A 20,428-nucleotide genomic window follows, 5' to 3' on the forward strand; every position below is an offset into this window, starting at 1 on the left:
ACGAATTGCAAACTTTTTAATCTCTGTAATCTAATAGCATTAATTATATTTCAAAATTAGTTATTTGTAGATGAATTTTTGATTAATTTCTTGGTCAGGTAATTAAAGCGAAGGTACAGTAAAATTGCTGCGGTTGTTAGACCTGCCAAAAGTCCGATCCAGACACCTTCTGCTTTCCATTCTGTAAATTCTCCCAGATAATACGAAATCGGAAAACCGATAACCCAATAAGCAACAAAGGTGATGTACATTGGGATTTTTACGTCTTGTAATCCGCGAAGAGCACCTAAAACTACTACTTGAATTCCGTCAGAAATCTGGAAAACAGCAGCAATTAATAATAGTTTTGATGCGATTGCGATCACTTCTGTATTATCTGTCAGCTGTATAGTGTTTTCCATATTCAGGAAAATATAAGGCAGTACTGTATGGAATACGATAAAAATAATGGCAAATAAAACTTCTAAAATAATGGCCAGCAGGAAAATTGACCTGGCCACAACGAGCAGTTTCTTATAATCCATTAAACCTCTTTGGTTGCTCACACGAATCATAGAAGTAACACTCAACCCCATTGCAAACATAAAAGTTAACGAAGCAAGACTCAGCGCAATCTGATTAGCAGCCTGACTTGTTTTGCCTATATTACCGCAGAGCCAGATCGAAGCGGTAAACAAAACAACCTCAAAAAGCATCTGCATTGCGGACGGAAAACCTATGCTTACGATTTTCTTAATCGTCGATTTTTTAATTTCATCAAAACTGAAACCTTTGAAAAAACGTTTTAAATCATTTCGTCTAGACAACATAATATGCATAAACATAACGAGGAAGATTCTCGAAATCACCGTACCAAGTGCTGCGCCGATAATACCCATTTTAGGAAAAATCCATATTCCGTAAATCAAGACATAATTAATTCCCACATGCAGCAAATTTGCCATAACCATGGCATACATCGAATATTTGGTCATCGACATTCCATCTGCAAACTGTTTGTAACCTTGGTACATGATTAACGGAATCAAAGAAAAAGCAACCCAGCCCAAATACGGTTTTGCCAGTACAATAACTTCGGCAGGCTGGTGCAGTAATTCCATTATAGGTTTTGCCATCATAATGACACCAAAAAGGATTAAACCTAAAATCGTGCAGAGAAATAATCCGTGGTGAAAAGCAGATCGAATTTTGTTGTCATTTTTCTCAGCATCTCCTTCTGCGACAATTGGCGTAATGGCAGTAGAAAAGCCAATTCCTAACGACATTGCAATAAATATCATACTGTTACCCAGAGAAACTGCTGCAAGTTCTGTACTGCCCAGTTTTCCCACCATAATATTATCAACAATACCTATTAAAGTGTGCCCAACCATTCCTAAAATAATCGGATATGCCAGCTTTAAATTATAGGAGAACTCTTTTGTATACTGCTCTAAATTCACTTTTATTCTTTATTAAAGCGGCAAAGATAGTCAGAAGCTTGCAATTCTTTCATATTAATAAAAACATAAGCGAATATTAAGTCAATTTTCGTCAAAGTCAAATATTATATAACAATTTTTAAAAATTATATAACAACATCAAAACACCCCTAATTTAATTTTACATTATTAATAATTCAAAAAATATTTGCCATGAAAAAATTACAGTTTATATGCCTAGCTGCTTTTGCTTTTTTATTCTCCAACACAACTTTCGCTCAAGAAACCGCAGCAACAAACTACGATCAAGGATTTAGATTAGGTTTTGGAGTAAATGGAGGATTGCCAACCGACGGTGATTATGACTGGGCTCTTGGTGGAGATGTTCGTTTGCAATACGATTTGTCAAAAAAAACATCGTTAACCCTAACCACAGGTTTTACCAATTTATTTAATGGGAAAAAAGATGACCTAGGAAATGACATTAAAGACCTTGGATTTATTCCAGCTAAAGCAGGTTTTAAAGCATTTTTTTGGGAAGATCAATTTTATGTATTAGGAGAAGTTGGTGCTGCTTTTGCCGTAACAAATGGTTACGATAAAACCAGTTTTTTATGGGCTCCAGGAATTGGATACGCCAATAAATACATCGACTTAAGTGTTCGTTATGAAGATTATCACGATTTCAGAACCAATCAAGTAGCACTGCGTGTTGCATATGGTTTTGATTTATAAAAATAAGGTTTAATTTATTTTTTTGTTTTTGGTAAAAACCCGGCAGTTGAGCATAGTCTGCCGGGTTTTTTATTTGATAAAATTATCTAATTATTCAATTGCCAAATTATCTAATTATCTAATTGTTTAATTTAACTATCCTCCAAAGTCTTTTTATAAACTTCAAAATTATCCTTAATCTCTTTGTTCAATTCCGGAACTTTGATATCCGTATATTGCTTCATTTCTTCCCAAATAATCTTCGCTACAATATAGCGTGCCATATCCTTGTCATCAGCAGGAACAATATACCAAGGCGCGTGTTCTTTTGAAGTCGCATTTATAGCTTCCTCATAATATTGCTGATATTCATCCCAATGTCCGCGTTCTTTCAAATCCCCTGGCGAAAACTTCCAGTTGTGTTTTCCTTCTTCCAAGCGGCGTAAAAGTCTCTCCTTTTGTTCGTCTTTACTTAAGTGCAGAAAAAACTTCATTACAATAGTTCCGTTTTGCGCGATATGCTTTTCAAAATGATTGATCTGCTCTATTCTATTTTCCCAAAACTTAGGCTTAATATCCTTAACCGAAGTAATATCAGGCAGATTTTCAGCCAAAATAAATTCAGGATGCACGCGTGTTACCAAAACGTTTTCATAATGCGTGCGGTTAAAAATCGCAAACTTCCCTTTTTCAGGCAATGCGATATAATGTCTCCACAAATAATCATGTTCCAATTCAGTCGAATTTGGCGTTTTAAAACTATGCACCACCACCCCGCGCGGATTAAATTCTTTAAAAACCTCACGAATCAAACTGTCTTTTCCAGAAGTATCCATTCCCTGAAGGCAGATCAAAACCGAATATTTATTGTGTGCATACATGACATCCTGCAAATCGCTCAATTTCGCCTGAACTTTATCCAGTTTTTCTTCTTTTTCGTCGTCATCGGCTTTTATATCTAATAAAGTTGGAATCTTTTTCAATTTAATTTTCTCAACAACTTTAAAATCTTTCGGATCTATCGATTTCATATTTTTAAATTTTGTAATATAAATATACTACTTTTACGAAGCACATTCCTGCTATTCATTGCAATACTTTTCAATAAATTGCTTTTTTCTAAGCCATAACAAGAGCTTCCGCTGGTCGCTTTGTTCTGTCCAGAAAAAAATGCAATTTCTTTTCAAAGTATTTCCATTGCTATCAGGGCTAGGCAGACATTTTCAAAAAAACATTCATTACTGATGAGAAATATAATTGTAACATTTTTGATTCTTTTTATAAATCAAGTTTTTTGTCAAAATGAAAACGACACAAATTCGGAAAAACTAGTAACAGAAATTTACGGAAAACTTTATAAAGATCTCGATCCCATTGAAGGAACAATAAATATTCTTCCTTTAAATAAGAATATAAAATTTTGCTCCTTATATCAATGTGTCTCAAGAATTGGATATGCAGAAAAACATAAGATAATAGAAGAGAAAATTATTAAAAGAGCCCTAGAAATCACAACTCGGCTTTTTAACGAAGGAACTGCAATATATTTAACATACGGAGCAGAAAGCTTAGGTCAAGCCATCTCTGATAATGAAATTTTGACAGATGACAATAATTTGATTTACGTAAGTGTTGGTCAATGTATTGTTTCAGATTCTTTAATAAAAATAAGTGACGCAATAAATAAAAGGACAATGGAATTAATTAATAAAACAAACTAAATGAAACTCAAAATTATCATTCCCCTTTTCCTTTTGTTTAGTTTTAATGGAAATTCACAAACAAATACCAAACTCAATATTGACGATTTAGTTTCTAATTATATAAAAGAACTTCAATCTAGAAAAATAGATACAATTTCTGTTTATGAAAGTTATTGTGTAGGATGCGTAATGACTTTTGACAGTCCTTTAAATGATGACGCAGAAAAATGTATAGATGATTTAACAAATTCGCCTGTTTTTATTTTTTGGAAAGAAAAAGAAAAAACCTTTTTAAGTAAAGCTAATTACTGTTACGAATATTCGAAAATTCTAATAAGGAATGATAATTTTTGGCAAATTTATTTCTAAAACAAAGATATAATTGAGAATGAAAAATTTAAACATTTTGAATATGAAACTGAAATAAATTCCAAAAAGAACATTTATAGATTGGGAGTTGATCACACTAGTCACAAAAATCTAAAACTCATTATAAATGGAAAAACAATTGAGAAAAGATTTAATAATTTCGATTTACAAAAAGAATATGATTCAAAACAAATAAATATCAATTACAACAATAACATTAATCTAAAAAGTAAACTAATCGTTGATATTCTTGAAAAAATAACTTCAGAAGCCCAAAAAAACAATGCATTTAAAAAGATAAAGTCCAGATAATTCACAGACTTAAAAAAAACAATTCATGGAAAAATTCACCTTAGAAATATTATTTCAAATCATCGGAATCGGTTCTGCATCGGGCTTATTCTTCAATAACGATGCACTTTATGTTATTGGCGACAACAGTGGATTTCTGTACGAATACAATATGCAGAATCAGCAATTGAATCAGCATCCTTTAATAGACAATCCGACGCAGAATATCCCAAAAAATCTGAAACCTGATTTTGAGTCAATGACCAATCATAACGATACACTTTATGTTTTTGGTTCTGGTTCTACCGAAAAACGAAATCAAATGATTGCTTTTGACCTTAAAAACAAAACGGTTTTACAAAAAAACAATTTAGTTGATTTATACGGTTTAATGCAGAGTTTTGGGGAAATCAAACCAGAAGATTTTAATCTCGAAGGCGCCATTTTCGATGGAGAAAACTGGTATCTTTTCAATCGCGGCAACGGAATCTCCAACAAAAACACCATTTTTACCGTTCACGCCAAAAGTCTGGCAGAAGAATTTGCTTTGATTTCTGTGAATTATAAATTACCTAAAATAAAAGGTGTTCGTTCCAGCTTTACAGACGCTGTTTTGGTTGATGATAAAATCTATTTTCTTTCTACAGCAGAAGATACCAAATCGACTTACGACGACGGTGAAATCTTAGGCAGCTTCATCGGCCGAATCGATCTTAAAACCATGAAAATAGATTTTACCCAAAAAATCACCTCAACCAATAAATTTGAAGGTTTGACTTTCTATAAAAAAGAAAGCAATAAAATCGAGTTTTTACTTTGCGAAGATAATGATACTGATTTGCTGGAAACAAAGATTTACAAATTGACTTTGCCGATAAAATAAATTCCAATAAAAAAAGTCCAAATTCCAATTTTGGCTTTTGCGAGATTCATACCAAATAAACTATAAACCACTAAAAAACCAATGATCAAAAAAACAACTTTTGCATTTTTACTATTTGTTGCGAGTCAAATTTCTCAAGCACAATATAAATATCCAAGTACTCCAGAACGTCCTGTAACTGATGATTATTTTGGTACAAAAATTACAGACTCTTACCGCTGGCTGGAAGACATGAACAATCCAGAAGTTCAAAAATGGTTCAAAGACGAATCGGATTACACCAACTCTATCGTAAAAACAATTTCTGGGCGCGACATTCTATTCAATAGAATGAAAGAAATTCAGGCTTTAGGCGGTGACAGTTACGGATTTATTAAACAAGTTGGAGACATTTACTATTATACCAAAAACAAAAAAGAAGAAAGTATTTATAAATTGTATTCCCGCAAAGGCAAAAGCGGAGCTGAAATTTTGCTGATAGATCCAAATACAATCAAAAAAGGGGCAACGATCACAACTTTTAACATTAGTCCCGATAATAAGAAATTAGCGGTTTCCATATCCGAAGACGGTGCAGAAGTCTGCGATATCAAAATTATGAATCTTGAATCAAAAACATTTCTTGCAGATAGATTGACACCTGTTTGGAGCGAATTTAACTTTGAATTTACACCCGACAGTAAAGCCATTACCTATACTCAAATGGCTACCGGAGACAATAAGAGTGATGATTTTTTGAAGAACATGAAATCTTTACTGCACGTTATCGGCACCGATCCAAAAACGGACAAAATACTAGCGTCTAAAGCGAACAATCCTGAGCTTACTATTTTGAAAGAACAGTTTCCTGAGATAAGTTTTTCCAATGATTACAGTCATATCATACTAAATATCGGATCAACAAAAAATGAAGAATTCTCTTTTTATGCATCAATATCAGAACTTTCAAAATCAAAAATAAACTGGAAACCGTTAATTAAATATGAAGATGAGATAACTGCCAGTCATATTATTGGTGATAAAATATTTTTTCTTACTCATAAAAATGCTCCAAATTTTAAAATCGGATATACAAGTTTAAAAAATCCAGATTTTAATAACGCTGTGATTTTAGTCCCTGAAAATGATAAAGTGATACGAAAATTAAGAAAATCTAAAAACTTTGTCTATTACAATCTAAGCGACGGAATCAATCAGGAAATTTTTCAGGTTAATGCCAAAACACTAGAAACCAAGCCTATTCCATTGCCAATGGGTTCTAATGCAGGATACGCTTTAAATCCCCGTCAGAACGATGATCTGATATTTTTTAACAGCTCTTGGGTTACACCTTCAACAGATTACGATTATAACAGCGTAACGGGTAAATTAGTAAAAAGCACACAATTAACTTCAAACGGTGCTTTTCCAGATTTCGGTAAAGATTATATTGTAAAAGAAATAGAAGTTCCAAGTCATGATGGCGTGATGGTGCCTTTATCTATTATTTATCCAAAAAACATTAAAATGGATGGCTCGACACCTTGCTACATTACAGGATACGGCGGGTATGGCGTAAGTCAATATCCACATTTTGTGGGACCTGCTTTAATGACGCTCTTAGAACAAAATACAATTGTTGCGTTTGCCCACATCCGCGGCGGGGGCGAAAAAGGCAATAAATGGCATACTGACGGAATGAAAGCGAAAAAACCAAATACTTGGAAAGATTTTATTGCCTGTTCAGAATATTTGGTTAATGAAAAATATACTTCTAAAGAAAAATTGATTGGAAATGGTATTAGTATGGGAGGGGTTTTAATCGGCAGATCCATTACGGAACGTCCTGATCTTTATAAAGTCGCACTTGTTGAAGTAGGTTGTACCAATACAATCAGAATGGAAACAACTCCAAATGGTCCAAATCAGATACCAGAGATTGGAACCTTAAAAAATGAAGAAGATGTAAAACACATTTTAGAAATGGATGCACAGAGCAAAGTAAAAAAAGGGGTGAAATATCCTGCTGTACTAATTCGTACCGGAATTAACGATCCAAGAGTGACGCCTTGGGAACCTGGGAAATTTGCAGCCATACTACAAAATTACAGCAGCTCCCAGAATCCTGTTTTATTACATGTTAATTATGTCAACGGTCACCACTCTAGTGATCTAGACGTAACATTTAATGATGAAGCAGATATGTATGCTTTTGCATTATGGCAGACTGGAAATCCTAAATTTCAGATTCAGAAGTAAAATTCGAACAAAAAAATAAAAAATTCTGTAGAGGCAGTTAATCTGTTTCTACAGAAATTCATAAAACGCCCCCATTCTTTAAAACCAAATCTACAAAACTCACTAAATGCTCTCTGATCTTAATTTAAAAAAGAAAACATTAATTATTGGTATTCTGCTTTCCGTTATTTTGCCTTTTCTCGCAATGCTTGTCTCTTTCTTTACAAAAAGTCCCAGCATTGACAATGTAACTCAATTTTACATTTCGAGATTTGCAATTTGGGCTTCTTTGCTGCTCCTATTCTTATATTCTTTTAAAATAGAGAAACAGCACTTTCTGCTTTGGGGAGAAACAAATTATTCTTTTTTAACTTTTATGAAGGCGTTATTAATAACATTCCTAAAATTATATACAGCTGTTTTTGTAACTGGTTTTTTACTGCTTTTGTTTAGCGTACCAAAAGAAAGTATGGCATTAAATAATGCCTTGCTGCTTTTTAAAAAGAGTTATTTCTTGCTTTTTTTCACTTGTGTAACTGCAGGCATCACCGAAGAGTTAATTTTTAGAGGTTATTTATTACCAAGATTAGAAATTGTATTAAAGAATAAAATTTCAGCTATAGTTCTTTCCAGCATCTTATTTGGATTAATGCATATTGGCTACGGAACTTTATTACATATAATCGGCCCCACTGTGATTGGACTTGTATTTGCATTTCAATATGAGAAATATCGAAACATTAAAATTCTGATTTTATGTCATTTTTTATGGGACCTTTTAATTCTGACCCTAAAAACATAAAACCATATTTTTAAAAATAAAACACATAAAAATCAATACCTTACAAAGTATTTTTAAAATTATCTTATATTTTTTTCATTCCCTCCCAACCTTTTTATCTTTTTAGTGCTCTATATAAAAAAGACAACAATTGTGATAAACGAAACTCTAATAGCAAACTGTAAAAAAATGCACCGCGATGCCCAGCGTCAGGTGTACGAATACATGGCACCAAAGTTGTACCGCGTTTGCAAAAGATACTTAAAAAAGGAAGAGGAAATTGAAGAAGCAATGGCTGACGCATTTTTTACCATCTTCACCAAACTAGATCAGTTAAAAGAAGCGTATGCTTTTGAAGCCTGGGCGCGAAGAATAACTGTAAACCACTGTTTGGCATCTATTCGCAAAAACACCAATTTTAATATGTATCTCGACGATGTGAAACTTATTTCGCAGCCTTCTGTTGACGAACTGAACACATTGGAAGAAGAAGATTTACTTAACTTATTAAACCATATTCCCGACGGCTGTAAAACAGTTTTCAACCTTTTTGTCATAGAAGGTTTTGGACACAAAGAAATAGCCGAAATGCTAAAAATCTCTGAAGGCACCTCTAAATCACAATTGAATGCCGCCAAAACCAAACTCAAAGAACTGGTTAATAAACTGTATTATCAAAAAGCAAAGTAGTCATGGACAATCAAGATAAATTATTCGATAAAATAAAAGAAGCTTCGCAAAATGCGGAATTCAAAGACTTTCCCGGAATGGAAAAGGTCTGGTCGCGCGTAGAAGAAAAACTGGATAAAAAAGCCGATAAAAAAACAATTGCCTTATGGAAGAAAATTGCTGTAGCAGCTTCTCTCCTGCTTTTGATTTCGCTGGGATATCAATTTCTTCATTCAGATAATAATTTAGGGAATGAAACCCAAAAAGTGGTTCTTGAGGAAAAAGAAAAATCTAACGAACCGATCGTTAATCAAAATAATGAAATTATTCGTAATGACTCCGGAATTATCGCTAATGAAGAAGCTGTAAAAATCATTAAAAAACAATCTAAAAAACAAGAAACAGTTGCAGTTCAAGAATTAATTACTCCAACAGATAATGTAGTGGCGGCGCCACTATCTACCCCAAAAATGAGTACCGAAAGTGCTGCCTCTGCACCAGTTCAGGAAGATCATTTTGCCGAAGAAAACGATAAAATCTCAAAAGATAAAGCTCTTTCTAATTACGGATTTATGAACGGCGAAGAAAGAGAATCTGCCAGAGTAGTGTTTGCAGAAAGAAAAGCAGCAAGTACAAAGAAACCTGCTCCGTTGGTCATTTTAAACGGAAACGCGATGGCTCACAGCAATGAAATAAAAAAAGACAAAATGATGCAGAATGAACTTCCGAATTTAAATCCGGAAAATGTTGATTCTCTTGTCGTTCTTGAAGAACCATTGTACATCATCGATGGAATTTATTACTCAGAAAATGATTTATTCGGAAACAACCCTACAAGCCCGTATGCGCCTCTAGACAAACAAGACATAAAAACCATCACCATTTTGCAAGACCTTGAAGCTACTTCAAAATATGGCGAAAAAGGTAAAAAAGGAGTCGTAATTATCACTACAAAAACAGGAAAGCCGATCCCGAAGAAATAGTCAATTCTGGAAAACTTTGTCAAAGCCGTGGACTTTGACAAAGTTTCAAACTCATCATTAACTTAAAAAATAATATCATGAAAAGTCTAAAACTTATTTCATCAGTCCTTGCTATGCTTATTTGTTTCGTAAGTATGGCGCAGGAAAAAACAATTACTGGAATTGTTACCGAAGAAACCAAACTGCCAATTCCAGGTGTGAATATCTTCAACCAAACCTCAAAAACGACAGCTGTTACTGATTTTGACGGATTGTATAGTATTAAAGCAAAAAAGGGAGACCTTTTGGTTTTTACTTGTATTGGTTACGATACACAAAGGCAAAAAGTGCAGGATGCAAACACCATAAATATAGTTATGAGTTCAGCGCATCAGACTTTAAGTGAAGTTGTAGTTACGGGTTACGGATCAAGTAATTCTAATTACGAAGACAGAAGTTATACCCGCACAGAAAGAAAAAAAGCCAAAACTCAGAAAGCATTAACAGGAAGTGTTCCTGCGATTCAAAATAATACCGCTTACTCTCCAAGTCCAAATGTTGTTATACGCGGTGTAGCAACACTATCACCAGCAAATGAGCCGATCTATATTGTTGACGGTATTCCGATGAAAGCCAATCAAATGTCAAAAATTAATCCTAACGATATTGACAATGTTTCTGTTTTAAAAGACCAGGCAGCTACTTCAATTTACGGAAGCAGAGCTTCAAATGGCGTTGTCATTATTGCAACCAAAAACGCGATTTACAAAAATCTTTCGGAAAAAGAATTAGACAAAAAATTAAACATTACGCCAATCCCTGTTGAACCAAATCAGGAAGATTATGATTCTTTTGTAGAAAATGCTTTCGAAAGTCCGAAAACAGCACCGCTTTCCACTTTCTCAATTGATGTTGATAATGCATCGTACACCAATATCAGACGCTTTTTGAATAATGGCCAAGCCGTTCCTAAAGACGCTGTTCGTGTAGAAGAAATGGTAAATTTCTTTAAATATGCTTATCCGCAGCCAAAAGGAGAAAATCCATTTTCAATCAATACCGAATTGAGCGACTCGCCTTGGAATTCAAAAAATAAGATCCTGAAAATTGGTTTGCAGGGAAAAAATATTCCAACAGAAAATTTACCTGCATCAAACCTTGTTTTCTTAATAGATGTTTCGGGTTCTATGAGCGAGACGAACAAACTGCCTTTATTAAAACAATCGATGAAAATTTTGGTAAACGAATTACGTCCAAAAGATAAAGTTGCTATCGTAGTCTATGCTGGTGCGGCAGGAATGGTTTTGCCTCCAACTTCTGGAGAAGAGAAAAAAACAATTATTGATGCTTTGGACAAATTACAATCTGGAGGAAGTACTGCCGGCGGCGCCGGAATCGAACTAGCGTATAAAACCGCGGCAGAAAACTTTATTAAAGGCGGCAACAACCGAGTGATTTTGGCAACCGACGGCGATTTTAATGTGGGCAGCACATCAAACTCAGATATGGAAACTTTAATTGAAGAAAAAAGAAAAACAGGTGTTTTCTTAACTTGTCTCGGCTACGGAATGGGAAATTACAAAGACAGTAAAATGGAAACGTTAGCCGATAAAGGAAATGGAAATTATGCCTACATAGACAACATCAGGAAGCCAATCGTTTTTTAGGAAAAGAATTTAAAGGTTCGATGTTTGCCATTGCAAAAGATGTCAAAATTCAGATTGAATTTAATCCGAAACAAGTGCAGTCGTACAGATTGATTGGTTATGAAAACAGAAAACTTCGCCCAGAGGATTTTAAAAATGATGCTATTGATGCTGGTGAATTGGGAAGCAACCACATTGTTACGGCGTTGTACGAAATTATTCCAGCAGGAGTTTCCAGCGAATATATTACGAGTTTACCAGATGATTTAAAATATACTAAAACACAAACCAATTCAACGAATTACAGTACTGAATTGGCAACTGTAAAATTTCGCTACAAAAAACCAGACGGTGATAAAAGCATCGAAATGGTTCAGGTTATTGAGAACAAATCGGTTGCTATGGAGAAAGCGAGTGATGACATGAAATTCAGTACCGCTGTCGCTTGGTTTGGGTTAAAATTGAGAGATTCCAAATTGATTGCTGACAAATCTTCTGAAGAGATTGTGAAATTGGCAAAACAAGGATTGTCTAACGATATAGACGGTTACAAAGCTGAGTTTGTTAGATTGGCGGAAACTTCGAAACAGTTTAACTAACTTTTTAAATCGACAAAATAGTTTTTTATTAATTCGCATAACCAAGAAAGATCTTTGTCAAAGTTTAAAACTTTGACAAAGATTATTTTTTAAACTTTGTACTACACACCTTTCTGTACATCTCTGCAGAAAATCTTTGCGATTCTTTGAAATCTTTAGAAAAAAACATTTGCGAATCTCTATGTAAAATAAGCATCACGAATACATTTCATCTATATTTTATTACATTTGGATTTTATTCACCACAATATTATTTACACTCAATGAATCCCATTTTAAGCCAAAATTTATTTTTAGTTAAAGAACATGTCGGAATGTTTAAGGCCTCAAACAATTACGATATTTATAACCCAGAAAACAATCAAATTATTTTAAACTGCCGCGAAAACAACTTAGGATTTTTTACCAAAGTTTTACGTTTTACCGATTATAAAAGAGCCACTCCTTTTAATGTTGAAATCTCAACTCCGTCTGGAGAAAAATTAATTACTGTTAAACGCGGTGTTGCTATTTTCCGTTCTACTGTAGAAGTTTTGGACGAGAAGGATCGTCTAGTTGGAACCTTCAAACAAAAATTCTTTTCTATCGGAGGAAAGTTTGACATTCTAGACAAAAATGAAAAACCTGTTGCAACTTTACAAGGAAAATGGACCGGCTGGGATTTTAAATTTTCTCATGAGGGCAGACAGCTTGCTCAGGTAAGCAAAAAATGGGCCGGCGTAGGAAAAGAACTTTTTACAAGTGCCGACAATTATGTACTTCAAATTGAAGATACAGTTCCTGCCGACAGTGCATTGCGACAATTAATTTTGGGCGCAGTAATGTGTATTGATATGGTTTTGAAAGAATAACAAAAGTTGTTAAACTTAGATTAAGAATACATCTGAAAGCATTATTTTTAGTTTGCAAAAGCTTATTTTTGTTAGACTTAAAATAATGCTTTCTGCATTTCAAAAAATACAATCATGACGGACTTAAAAAATAAAAATGCACTGATTACAGGTGCTGGAAAAGGAATCGGTAAAGCTGTTGCAATTGCTTTGGCAAAAGAAGGTGTTAATTTAATTTTGGTTTCAAGAACACAAAGCGACATTGACCAACTGGCACAAGAAGCTTCTAACCTTGGTGTAAAAGCATTGGCATTGGCTGCTGACGTTGCTGATATTACTTCTATTAATTCGGCTGTAGAAAAAGCTTTGGCAGCATTTAAAAATATCGACATCTTGATTAACAGCGCCGGTATTGCTTCTTTTGGTAAATTCTTAGAATTAGAGCCAGAAGCTTTTGAAAGAATTATTCAAGTAAATTTAATGGGAACGTACTACACAACTCGTGCCGTTATCCCGAATATGATCGAAAGACAAACTGGAGACATTATCAATATTTCTTCAACTGCAGGTTTAAACGGAAATGCATTGACAAGTGCCTACAGTGCTTCAAAATTTGCAGTTTTAGGTTTAACCGATTCTTTGATGCAGGAAATGAGAAAACACAATATCCGCGTTACGGCTTTGACGCCGAGTACCGTTGCGACTGATATGGCAAAAGATTTAAACCTGACAGACGGAAATCCAGAAAAAGTAATGCAGTCTGAAGATATGGCAGAATTAATCATTTCGCAGTTAAAACTTAACCGAAGAGTTTTTGTAAAAAACAGCAGTATTTGGTCTACTAATCCCTAAAAAATAAATTTCAAAAATCAAATTTCAAATCCAATTACAGACTGTTAAAGATTTTGAATTTTGAAATTATTAAACACAAAAACAATGGAACAATATTTAAGACAATTGGTCGAAATAGAATTTCTGGATAAAAAAGAAATCTTTAACGGTTTTTTGATCGATTATTCTGATGAATGGATTTTGCTTCGAAATAATCCTGTCGATTTTATTTTGGATGGATTTGTGATTTTAAGAAATAAAAACATTCAAGCAGTAAATAGCGATCAAGATCTAGCTTTTACAGAAAAAGTAATTCGTTTAAAGGGCTTAAAAATTAATTCTGATGATATTATTCCGATTAAGGATTTAGCTTCTATAATAAATTATATTTCTGAGAAATACGGGATTTTTCAAATTGCAAAAAAATCATCTAAATCAGCTTACTTAGGAAAATTAATAGAATTGACTGATGAAGAATTGACGATTAATTTTATTGATATTCGCGGTCAGTTTGGCGGTGAATTGAGTTTTAACCCAGAAAAAATTCGTGTTATAGAATTTGATACCGATTATATCAATTCTTTGAAATTGATTGTCGAGGACAATAATTGATTTTTTTTTTAGCACAGAAATTCTCAAAGGTTTTTCGCAGAGATACACGGAGAATAAATAAAAACGACAAAGCTCTTTATTAAGTTAAAGAGCTTTGTCGTTTTTATTTGATAAACTTTGCGTGAGATGCACAGTAGTCCATCTCTACAATATGTCTAATATAAATTTTAAAGAAAACTTTGGGAAATAAATTAAACCTCAGCAAGTTTATTCAAAAACTCCAAACGGACACTTCCGTCTTCGTCTATTTTAGTTAAATTAATTTCTTGCAATGTATTTACCAACTCAGGATTCCACGGTGTTTTTACTTTTACGTAGTTTTCAGTAAAACCATGAATGTATCCTTCTTTGTTTTCACTTTCAAAAAGAACCGTTCTATTAGTTCCTAATTGGCTTTCGTAAAAAGCACGGCGTTTTTTCACCGATAAGCCACGAAGCATCTTACTTCTTTTTGCCCTAACATTTGAAGGAACAACACCAGCCATATCTACTGCTTCTGTATTATCTCTTTCTGAATAGGTAAATACATGCAGATACGAAATATCCAAATCATTTAAGAAATGATAGGTTTCTAAAAAATGCTCATCTGTTTCTCCTGGAAAACCAACTATAACGTCAACACCAATACAAGCGTGCGGCATTACTTCACGAATTTTATTGACACGATCTGTATATACTTCACGTAAATAACGACGTTTCATTAATTTTAAAATATCGTTGCTTCCTGATTGTAATGGAATATGAAAATGCGGTACAAAAGTGCGGCTTTTAGAAACAAATTCGATTGTTTCATTTTTCAATAAATTCGGCTCGATCGACGAAATTCTTAAACGTTCGATTCCTTCAACTTTATCTAATGCCTGAACTAAATCCAGAAAAGTATGTTCGTGTTTTTTATTTCCGAATTCGCCTTTTCCATAATCTCCAATATTCACACCGGTTAAAACAATTTCACGGATATTTTGAGCAGAGATTTCTTTGGCATTCTTAAGAACATTTTCTAAAGCATCACTTCTTGAAATTCCTCTTGCTAATGGAATTGTACAATACGTACATTTGTAATCGCAGCCATCCTGCACTTTCAAAAATGCGCGCGTACGATCGCCGATAGAATAACTTCCAACATAAAAATCGGCTTCGGCAATTTCGCATGAGTGCACTTCACCCATATCGTTTTTGCTCAAATCATGAATGTAGTCTGTGATTTTAAATTTTTCTGTTGCTCCCAAAACCAAATCTACACCATCTACAGCAGCTAATTCTTCTGGTTTTAATTGCGCATAACAACCAACCGCGGCAACAAAAGCTTTTTCGTTAAGCTTCATGGCTTTTCTCACCACTTGTTTAAACTGTTTGTCTGCGTTTTCTGTAACCGAACAAGTATTGATTACATAGATATCTGCGATTTCTTCAAAGTCAACGCGGTCAAAACCTTCGTCGTTAAAGTTTCTGGCGATTGTAGAAGTTTCTGAAAAATTCAGTTTACAACCCAGGGTATAAAAGGCAACTTTTTTTCTGTTTTCCATAATTGATCTTAAATTAATGAAATCGTTGTCAAAAAATTTAAGGCTGCAAATTTACAAACAATATTCATTAAAAGAAAGTTAATAAACATTTACCTCCATTATTTTGCTAAAAAAACATTTACAGGTTTTAAGAAAAAACACAGCTGAAAGGCAAATTTTGACTAAATTGCGTCCTGTAAATTTGCGGTTTTAACATTAAATAAGAATAAAACGACAAAATTGTCGATTAAAAGCATTTTTTATCGATTAAGTGCGTTTTTTATGGATTTAAAATCAAAATTTCTTACATTTACCTTTGTTATGAATCTCACTAAAATAATTCAAATTTTAGAATTTTAACAAGATTTGATTAATTAAATAATAATTCACACATAACAATTTTGAATTTTACTCGTTATGTTGTTGTTTTGTGTTACAAAATGAAATGGGAAAGCCGAAAACCAAAGAGAGTAGGCAAAATATTATATAAATACCACGCTTTATGAAAGCATTTTTACCCACGATCTGCTTGATGTTCTTAACCTTATTTAGTTCGCAAGCGCAAACTAATACTAATGTCCCTGCCACAAATCCATTTCCTACCATTAGCACATTAACGACTTGGGCGAGCTTTAACTCGCAGCAGCAATTTGATGTTGCTATTCGCGCAGTTGGGTTTAAATTTGAAGTTAAAGAGCCAGGTGAAGGTTCTACGGCTTACACTTATATTCGTAAAGTAACTGTAAATGAAGTAAACTATACGGATAGAATTGTTTACAGAATCACAAACAATAATTCAGCAAGTATTATTTCGCTTGTAACAGCTTCAACTGACTTAGTTAGCTTGTATACACCGCAATTGGCAACTTTTAAAAACAACAACTGTAAAACAGAAATGTCTAAAGACAAAAACACTACTTGCAGCTGTTACGAAAGTGCTAGCTTTGCAATCGATCTTTGCGACGAGCGTGTAAAATTGACTATGGGTGACGGAAATAAATATTTTGTTTCTGTAGCTAAAAAATAATATTTCAAAATATATTTTTTAACTCTGAATTGTTTCCAAATCTTTACTGACTTTTAAGTATGTAAAGATTTGGGATACATTTCTTAGTTTGAGTTTGGATTTTTGAGTTCGTACCAAACTTCTAGTTCTTCTTGATAAGTAAACGAATTCACAAAATGAAAACCTAATTTTTCTAGAATCTTTCTGGAGTTTTCGTTTCCTGCATCTGCATACGCATAAAGTGCTTCTGCTTTCAATTCATTAAAAGCATACTCTACAAAAGCTTTTCCAGCTTCAGAGGCATATCCTTTTCCCCAGTGTTTTTCTATAAAACGATATCCTAATTCGTAAAAATTCTTATGATTATTGATTTCGTATGTAATATATTTAATTCCGGACCATCCGATAAATTCGTTAGTTTCTTTTAAAATAACCGCCCATCGTCCAATTCCGAAAGCGGCATATTGCTTTTGAATATTCTCAATCTGCTCTACACTTTCTTCAATATGTTTTACAGGTCTATTGCCAAGAAACAAATGCACATTGGGGTTCGAATCCAATTCAAACATACCTTCTTTATCAGAAAGCAGCAACTCTCTTAAAATCAAACGTTCTGTTTCAATTGTTTTCATCTTTTTTTAATTTAAAATAAAACGCTGTACAACCTCAGCAACTCCATCATTATTATTTGAAGATACAATTAAATCTGCTTTATCACGCAATTCTGGCGTAACATTATCAACCCAAACCCCCAATCCTGCGTATTCGATCATTGTTAAGTCATTTCCTGCGTTTCCAACAGCGATAATTTCACTTTGATGAATTCCCAGCTTTTCTGCCAAAAGTTTTAAACTGGCCGCTTTATCAATTCCTAATTGGGCAACTTCCAGGAAAAAAGGCTTGGATGTTGAAACACTCAAATGAGGCATAAAATCAATCAGGTCTTTTTCAACCGTTTTCAAATATTCAGGATCCTGCAGTAAAATACACTTTACAGCGGGTCTGTCCACATACGCTTTAAAACTCGAAACCTTGCGATGCACCATGCCGGTTATCTCTTTTTCGATTTCGATATATTCAGAATCAGTTTCGCTGATTATTTCATTATCCAAATACGTGATAATATGCGTATTCATTTTAACACTGTAGTCGTATAAGTCATGAATTTGTTCCACTGTTAATTTCTGTTCAAACAAAACCAAATCATCTTTTACACGGCTTATTATGGCTCCGTTAAACGAAAGCATATACGAATCGTTTAGATCCAATTCTAATTCTTTGGCGTAAGAAGTCATCGCAATAGTGGGTCTTCCTGAAGCCAAAACTACATAAACACCTTTTGCCTGCGCTTCTAAAAGTACTTTTTTATTTAAATCTGAAATTTTGTGGTCGTCTGTCAACAAGGTATCATCCATGTCGAGCACAATCATTTTGTATTGCATTTTTTTTTTAGTTTTCAGTGTTCAGTTTTTTTAGTGTTCAGTTTTAAACTTAGTTTTTACTCTTTGAAGAAAATATTTTCTCAGACTGCAAACTAAAATCCTGACCACTGAACACTTTTTAAATACTCATTCTAAACTGTTCTACAACAGGATTTGCTTTTGCATAATCTGTCTCCTGAATAAACAATTCAACTGCTAAATCTGTGCCGCCAAACCCGCCTAATCTTGCCGATTGAATATTGTCTTTTTTTACTGTGTCAACCCCTGCTTCTTCTAATCTTTCCTGCAAAGCAATTGCTAATACTTCACTTCCTGAAAATACCTTCATTAATCCCATAACATTATGTTTTATTATTATTTATTCTTTATTTTAAAATTATACTAAGCTGTTTTTGAAAAACACCATTTTCATTCATCCCAATGTGCTCTTGATTTTCGAGTAAATAAAGATGTGCTTTTTGATTTAAAGCCGTATTTAAACGAACAGCATTATCGTACGGAATCAAATGATCTTCTTTACCATGAAAAATATAAATTGGCGCTTTAACTTTTGGAAGATATCGATACGTTTCCATCTGAAATTTTTTCATGAAATTTGGAAAAAACCGAACTCTTGTCCCCGACAATTCTGTAAAACTGTAGTAAGGCGACTGCAGAATCAATGCTTTTGGATTGTTTTCTGATGCCAAAATTGCCGCCAAACCTGAGCCAATAGAATATCCCGTAATTATGATGCTATTTTCGGCATAGCGTTTTTTTAACTCTTTATATACTACAGCAATATCTTTATTCAACTGCTCTTCATTTTCAATTTTTCCTTCGCTTTTTCCAAAACTCCTGTAATCCAAAATAAAAATATCATATCCTAAACTGGTGTATACTTTAGCAATTTTCCCCCAAGTTTCGAGCGTTCCGGCATTTCCATGAAGATAAAAAATGAGTCCTTTGGAATTTTCTGCTTTAAAAAGAAGACCATTAAGGTTCGTTTCGTCGAACGATTTTATATTTAATTCTTCAAAGTTCTGAACGTAATCAAATTTATAATCTTTTGGAAGTGCGGTACTTTGAAAAACCATTCCAACCTGATTAAAATAGACATATGAGATAATCAAAATATAAATCACAAGGAAAGTACACAAGAGAATAATTATCAAAAATTTAAGCGTTTTAAAAACCTCCATATTTTCTACTATAAAATTTTAAGTCTCAGTTTTCAGTATTACTACTAAAAACTGAGACCGAAAAATTTAGATCAATTTACAATTACTCTTCTTCTTCTTCAATATCTTCTTCCTCCTCATCCAGTTCTTCTTCACCTTCTTCATCCATATCAAAAAGATAAGGTTCGATCAGCATTTTATCTGCCAGGATTTCGACACGTTCTGTCAATTCTTCAGCAAAAATAATACGCTGTACTTTGGCGATACTGTTAGAAATCCGCATGATTTTTGTTTCGTTGCGCAATTTCAAAATTGGATCGGCATCATCCAGAATCAGCATTTTTAGGCGGTTTACATTATAACCAGCCGTTGTAAACATATCGTTTAATTTGACTGGTGTTCCAATTAAAACATCAATTCCTGTCGAAATATAGTTTTTATCATAATCCATATCCCCTTTTTCATTCACGCCGTAAACTTCGAGATTAGTATATTTACCGTATTTATTGAAAAGTTCTACCATTTCCAAAACCTTCGGCTTATCTTCTACAATAATCAAAGCACGAGGTGACTCTTCTGTTTTTCCAGCCAATTGCTGAATCACATTTAAGACAATAGTCGTTGTTTTTCCAGTTCCTTCTGGCGAAATAATGATACAGTCTGCACCACTTTTAATAGTTGAAAAAGTCTCTAACTGCAAAGCATTTGCTTCTGTTAAACCATTTTCAATTAAGCCGTCCTGCAGCTTTTCGTTTATTTTTTTTAGTTTCATTTCTAATTTTAGAAT

20 protein-coding genes and 1 pseudogene are annotated in these 20,428 nt (G+C 33.6%); 13 read left to right on the top strand and 8 right to left on the bottom strand.

The window, feature by feature from the left end:
* Nucleotides 1–56 precede the first annotated feature (56 nt).
* Entirely contained in the window at nucleotides 57–1,442 is a 1,386-nt protein-coding gene (locus C4F50_RS19130) for an MATE family efflux transporter (RefSeq protein WP_194140242.1), read from the bottom strand.
* Between the two features lie 192 nt (nucleotides 1,443–1,634).
* Here C4F50_RS19130 and C4F50_RS19135 point away from each other — a divergent pair, with 192 nt between their 5' ends.
* Nucleotides 1,635–2,156 (top strand): hypothetical protein, encoded by a 522-nt coding sequence (locus tag C4F50_RS19135; RefSeq protein WP_194140243.1) that lies wholly within the window; start codon nucleotides 1,635–1,637, stop codon nucleotides 2,154–2,156.
* 131 nt (nucleotides 2,157–2,287) lie between these two features.
* Here C4F50_RS19135 and C4F50_RS19140 read toward each other — a convergent pair whose 3' ends face one another.
* On the bottom strand, nucleotides 2,288–3,166 hold the full coding sequence (locus C4F50_RS19140) for a PPK2 family polyphosphate kinase (RefSeq protein WP_194140244.1): 879 nt from the start codon (nucleotides 3,164–3,166) through the stop codon (nucleotides 2,288–2,290).
* Between the two features lie 213 nt (nucleotides 3,167–3,379).
* On the opposite strand from C4F50_RS19140, the gene C4F50_RS19145 reads away from it, so the two are divergent.
* From C4F50_RS19145 to C4F50_RS19195, 11 genes and pseudogenes are all read left to right on the top strand, one after another.
* Nucleotides 3,380–3,856, top strand: a complete 477-nt coding sequence (locus C4F50_RS19145; protein ID WP_194140245.1) for a hypothetical protein — start codon at nucleotides 3,380–3,382, stop codon at nucleotides 3,854–3,856.
* A complete protein-coding gene (locus C4F50_RS19150) occupies nucleotides 3,857–4,207 on the top strand; it encodes a hypothetical protein (RefSeq protein WP_194140246.1) in 351 nt (116 codons plus the stop codon).
* Between the two features lie 337 nt (nucleotides 4,208–4,544).
* Nucleotides 4,545–5,381: a DUF6929 family protein gene (locus tag C4F50_RS19155; protein WP_194140247.1), complete on the top strand. Its 837-nt coding sequence runs from the start codon at nucleotides 4,545–4,547 to the stop codon at nucleotides 5,379–5,381.
* Nucleotides 5,382–5,462: 81 nt separating this feature from the next.
* Nucleotides 5,463–7,619: a prolyl oligopeptidase family serine peptidase gene (locus C4F50_RS19160; RefSeq protein WP_194140248.1), complete on the top strand. Its 2,157-nt coding sequence runs from the start codon at nucleotides 5,463–5,465 to the stop codon at nucleotides 7,617–7,619.
* Between the two features lie 355 nt (nucleotides 7,620–7,974).
* On the top strand, nucleotides 7,975–8,400 hold the full coding sequence (locus C4F50_RS19165) for a CPBP family intramembrane glutamic endopeptidase (RefSeq protein WP_194140249.1): 426 nt from the start codon (nucleotides 7,975–7,977) through the stop codon (nucleotides 8,398–8,400).
* 168 nt (nucleotides 8,401–8,568) lie between these two features.
* The gene (locus tag C4F50_RS19170) at nucleotides 8,569–9,069 is read left to right on the top strand and encodes an RNA polymerase sigma factor (protein ID WP_194140309.1); all 501 of its coding nucleotides are present in this window, start codon (nucleotides 8,569–8,571) and stop codon (nucleotides 9,067–9,069) included.
* A 2-nt stretch (nucleotides 9,070–9,071) separates the two neighbouring features.
* Complete coding sequence (locus C4F50_RS19175; protein ID WP_194140250.1) at nucleotides 9,072–10,031, top strand: hypothetical protein; 960 nt, start codon at nucleotides 9,072–9,074, stop codon at nucleotides 10,029–10,031.
* 77 nt (nucleotides 10,032–10,108) lie between these two features.
* Nucleotides 10,109–12,255 (top strand): annotated as a pseudogene (locus C4F50_RS19180) (vWA domain-containing protein).
* Between the two features lie 263 nt (nucleotides 12,256–12,518).
* Nucleotides 12,519–13,106 (top strand): LURP-one-related/scramblase family protein, encoded by a 588-nt coding sequence (locus tag C4F50_RS19185; RefSeq protein ID WP_194140251.1) that lies wholly within the window; start codon nucleotides 12,519–12,521, stop codon nucleotides 13,104–13,106.
* 114 nt (nucleotides 13,107–13,220) lie between these two features.
* Nucleotides 13,221–13,937, top strand: coding sequence for a 3-ketoacyl-ACP reductase (locus tag C4F50_RS19190; protein WP_194140252.1), 717 nt, complete (start codon nucleotides 13,221–13,223; stop codon nucleotides 13,935–13,937).
* An 84-nt stretch (nucleotides 13,938–14,021) separates the two neighbouring features.
* Nucleotides 14,022–14,528 (top strand): hypothetical protein, encoded by a 507-nt coding sequence (locus tag C4F50_RS19195; RefSeq protein ID WP_194140253.1) that lies wholly within the window; start codon nucleotides 14,022–14,024, stop codon nucleotides 14,526–14,528.
* A gap of 191 nt (nucleotides 14,529–14,719) precedes the next feature.
* On the opposite strand, the gene mtaB is transcribed toward C4F50_RS19195, so the two are convergent.
* Nucleotides 14,720–16,054 carry a tRNA (N(6)-L-threonylcarbamoyladenosine(37)-C(2))-methylthiotransferase MtaB gene (mtaB, locus tag C4F50_RS19200; protein ID WP_194140254.1) on the bottom strand — a complete coding sequence of 445 codons (1,335 nt, stop codon included), beginning with the start codon at nucleotides 16,052–16,054 and terminating at the stop codon, nucleotides 14,720–14,722.
* Between the two features lie 481 nt (nucleotides 16,055–16,535).
* On the opposite strand from mtaB, the gene C4F50_RS19205 reads away from it, so the two are divergent.
* On the top strand, nucleotides 16,536–17,060 hold the full coding sequence (locus tag C4F50_RS19205; protein ID WP_194140255.1) for a hypothetical protein: 525 nt from the start codon (nucleotides 16,536–16,538) through the stop codon (nucleotides 17,058–17,060).
* 83 nt (nucleotides 17,061–17,143) lie between these two features.
* On the opposite strand, the gene C4F50_RS19210 is transcribed toward C4F50_RS19205, so the two are convergent.
* The 5 genes from C4F50_RS19210 to C4F50_RS19230 form a co-directional block, all read right to left on the bottom strand.
* Nucleotides 17,144–17,671 carry a GNAT family N-acetyltransferase gene (locus C4F50_RS19210; RefSeq protein WP_194140256.1) on the bottom strand — a complete coding sequence of 176 codons (528 nt, stop codon included), beginning with the start codon at nucleotides 17,669–17,671 and terminating at the stop codon, nucleotides 17,144–17,146.
* A 6-nt stretch (nucleotides 17,672–17,677) separates the two neighbouring features.
* Entirely contained in the window at nucleotides 17,678–18,481 is an 804-nt protein-coding gene (locus C4F50_RS19215) for a Cof-type HAD-IIB family hydrolase (RefSeq protein ID WP_194140257.1), read from the bottom strand.
* A 118-nt stretch (nucleotides 18,482–18,599) separates the two neighbouring features.
* Nucleotides 18,600–18,818, bottom strand: coding sequence for a putative signal transducing protein (locus tag C4F50_RS19220; RefSeq protein WP_194140258.1), 219 nt, complete (start codon nucleotides 18,816–18,818; stop codon nucleotides 18,600–18,602).
* A gap of 28 nt (nucleotides 18,819–18,846) precedes the next feature.
* Entirely contained in the window at nucleotides 18,847–19,557 is a 711-nt protein-coding gene (locus C4F50_RS19225) for an alpha/beta hydrolase (protein WP_228012085.1), read from the bottom strand.
* 187 nt (nucleotides 19,558–19,744) lie between these two features.
* Nucleotides 19,745–20,413: a DEAD/DEAH box helicase gene (locus C4F50_RS19230; protein WP_194140260.1), complete on the bottom strand. Its 669-nt coding sequence runs from the start codon at nucleotides 20,411–20,413 to the stop codon at nucleotides 19,745–19,747.
* Between the last annotated feature and the right edge of the window lie 15 nt (nucleotides 20,414–20,428).

The sequence above is a fragment of the Flavobacterium hungaricum genome, from assembly GCF_015182285.1.
Taxonomy (GTDB): Bacteria; Bacteroidota; Bacteroidia; order Flavobacteriales; family Flavobacteriaceae; genus Flavobacterium; species Flavobacterium hungaricum.

Bases quoted from the DNA above. Each gene is read 5' to 3' on its own strand.
- C4F50_RS19135 (WP_194140243.1), top strand. From the start codon at position 1,635: ATGAAAAAATTACAGTTTATATGCCTAGCTGCTTTTGCTTTTTTATTC.
- C4F50_RS19140 (WP_194140244.1), bottom strand. From the start codon at position 3,166: ATGAAATCGATAGATCCGAAAGATTTTAAAGTTGTTGAGAAAATTAAA.
- C4F50_RS19145 (WP_194140245.1), top strand. From the start codon at position 3,380: ATGAGAAATATAATTGTAACATTTTTGATTCTTTTTATAAATCAAGTT.
- C4F50_RS19150 (WP_194140246.1), top strand. From the start codon at position 3,857: ATGAAACTCAAAATTATCATTCCCCTTTTCCTTTTGTTTAGTTTTAAT.
- C4F50_RS19155 (WP_194140247.1), top strand. From the start codon at position 4,545: ATGGAAAAATTCACCTTAGAAATATTATTTCAAATCATCGGAATCGGT.
- C4F50_RS19160 (WP_194140248.1), top strand. From the start codon at position 5,463: ATGATCAAAAAAACAACTTTTGCATTTTTACTATTTGTTGCGAGTCAA.
- C4F50_RS19165 (WP_194140249.1), top strand. From the start codon at position 7,975: ATGAAGGCGTTATTAATAACATTCCTAAAATTATATACAGCTGTTTTT.
- C4F50_RS19170 (WP_194140309.1), top strand. From the start codon at position 8,569: ATGCACCGCGATGCCCAGCGTCAGGTGTACGAATACATGGCACCAAAG.
- C4F50_RS19175 (WP_194140250.1), top strand. From the start codon at position 9,072: ATGGACAATCAAGATAAATTATTCGATAAAATAAAAGAAGCTTCGCAA.
- C4F50_RS19185 (WP_194140251.1), top strand. From the start codon at position 12,519: ATGAATCCCATTTTAAGCCAAAATTTATTTTTAGTTAAAGAACATGTC.
- C4F50_RS19190 (WP_194140252.1), top strand. From the start codon at position 13,221: ATGACGGACTTAAAAAATAAAAATGCACTGATTACAGGTGCTGGAAAA.
- C4F50_RS19195 (WP_194140253.1), top strand. From the start codon at position 14,022: ATGGAACAATATTTAAGACAATTGGTCGAAATAGAATTTCTGGATAAA.
- mtaB (WP_194140254.1), bottom strand. From the start codon at position 16,054: ATGGAAAACAGAAAAAAAGTTGCCTTTTATACCCTGGGTTGTAAACTG.
- C4F50_RS19205 (WP_194140255.1), top strand. From the start codon at position 16,536: ATGAAAGCATTTTTACCCACGATCTGCTTGATGTTCTTAACCTTATTT.
- C4F50_RS19210 (WP_194140256.1), bottom strand. From the start codon at position 17,671: ATGAAAACAATTGAAACAGAACGTTTGATTTTAAGAGAGTTGCTGCTT.
- C4F50_RS19215 (WP_194140257.1), bottom strand. From the start codon at position 18,481: ATGCAATACAAAATGATTGTGCTCGACATGGATGATACCTTGTTGACA.
- C4F50_RS19220 (WP_194140258.1), bottom strand. From the start codon at position 18,818: ATGGGATTAATGAAGGTATTTTCAGGAAGTGAAGTATTAGCAATTGCT.
- C4F50_RS19225 (WP_228012085.1), bottom strand. From the start codon at position 19,557: ATGGTTTTTCAAAGTACCGCACTTCCAAAAGATTATAAATTTGATTAC.
- C4F50_RS19230 (WP_194140260.1), bottom strand. From the start codon at position 20,413: ATGAAACTAAAAAAAATAAACGAAAAGCTGCAGGACGGCTTAATTGAA.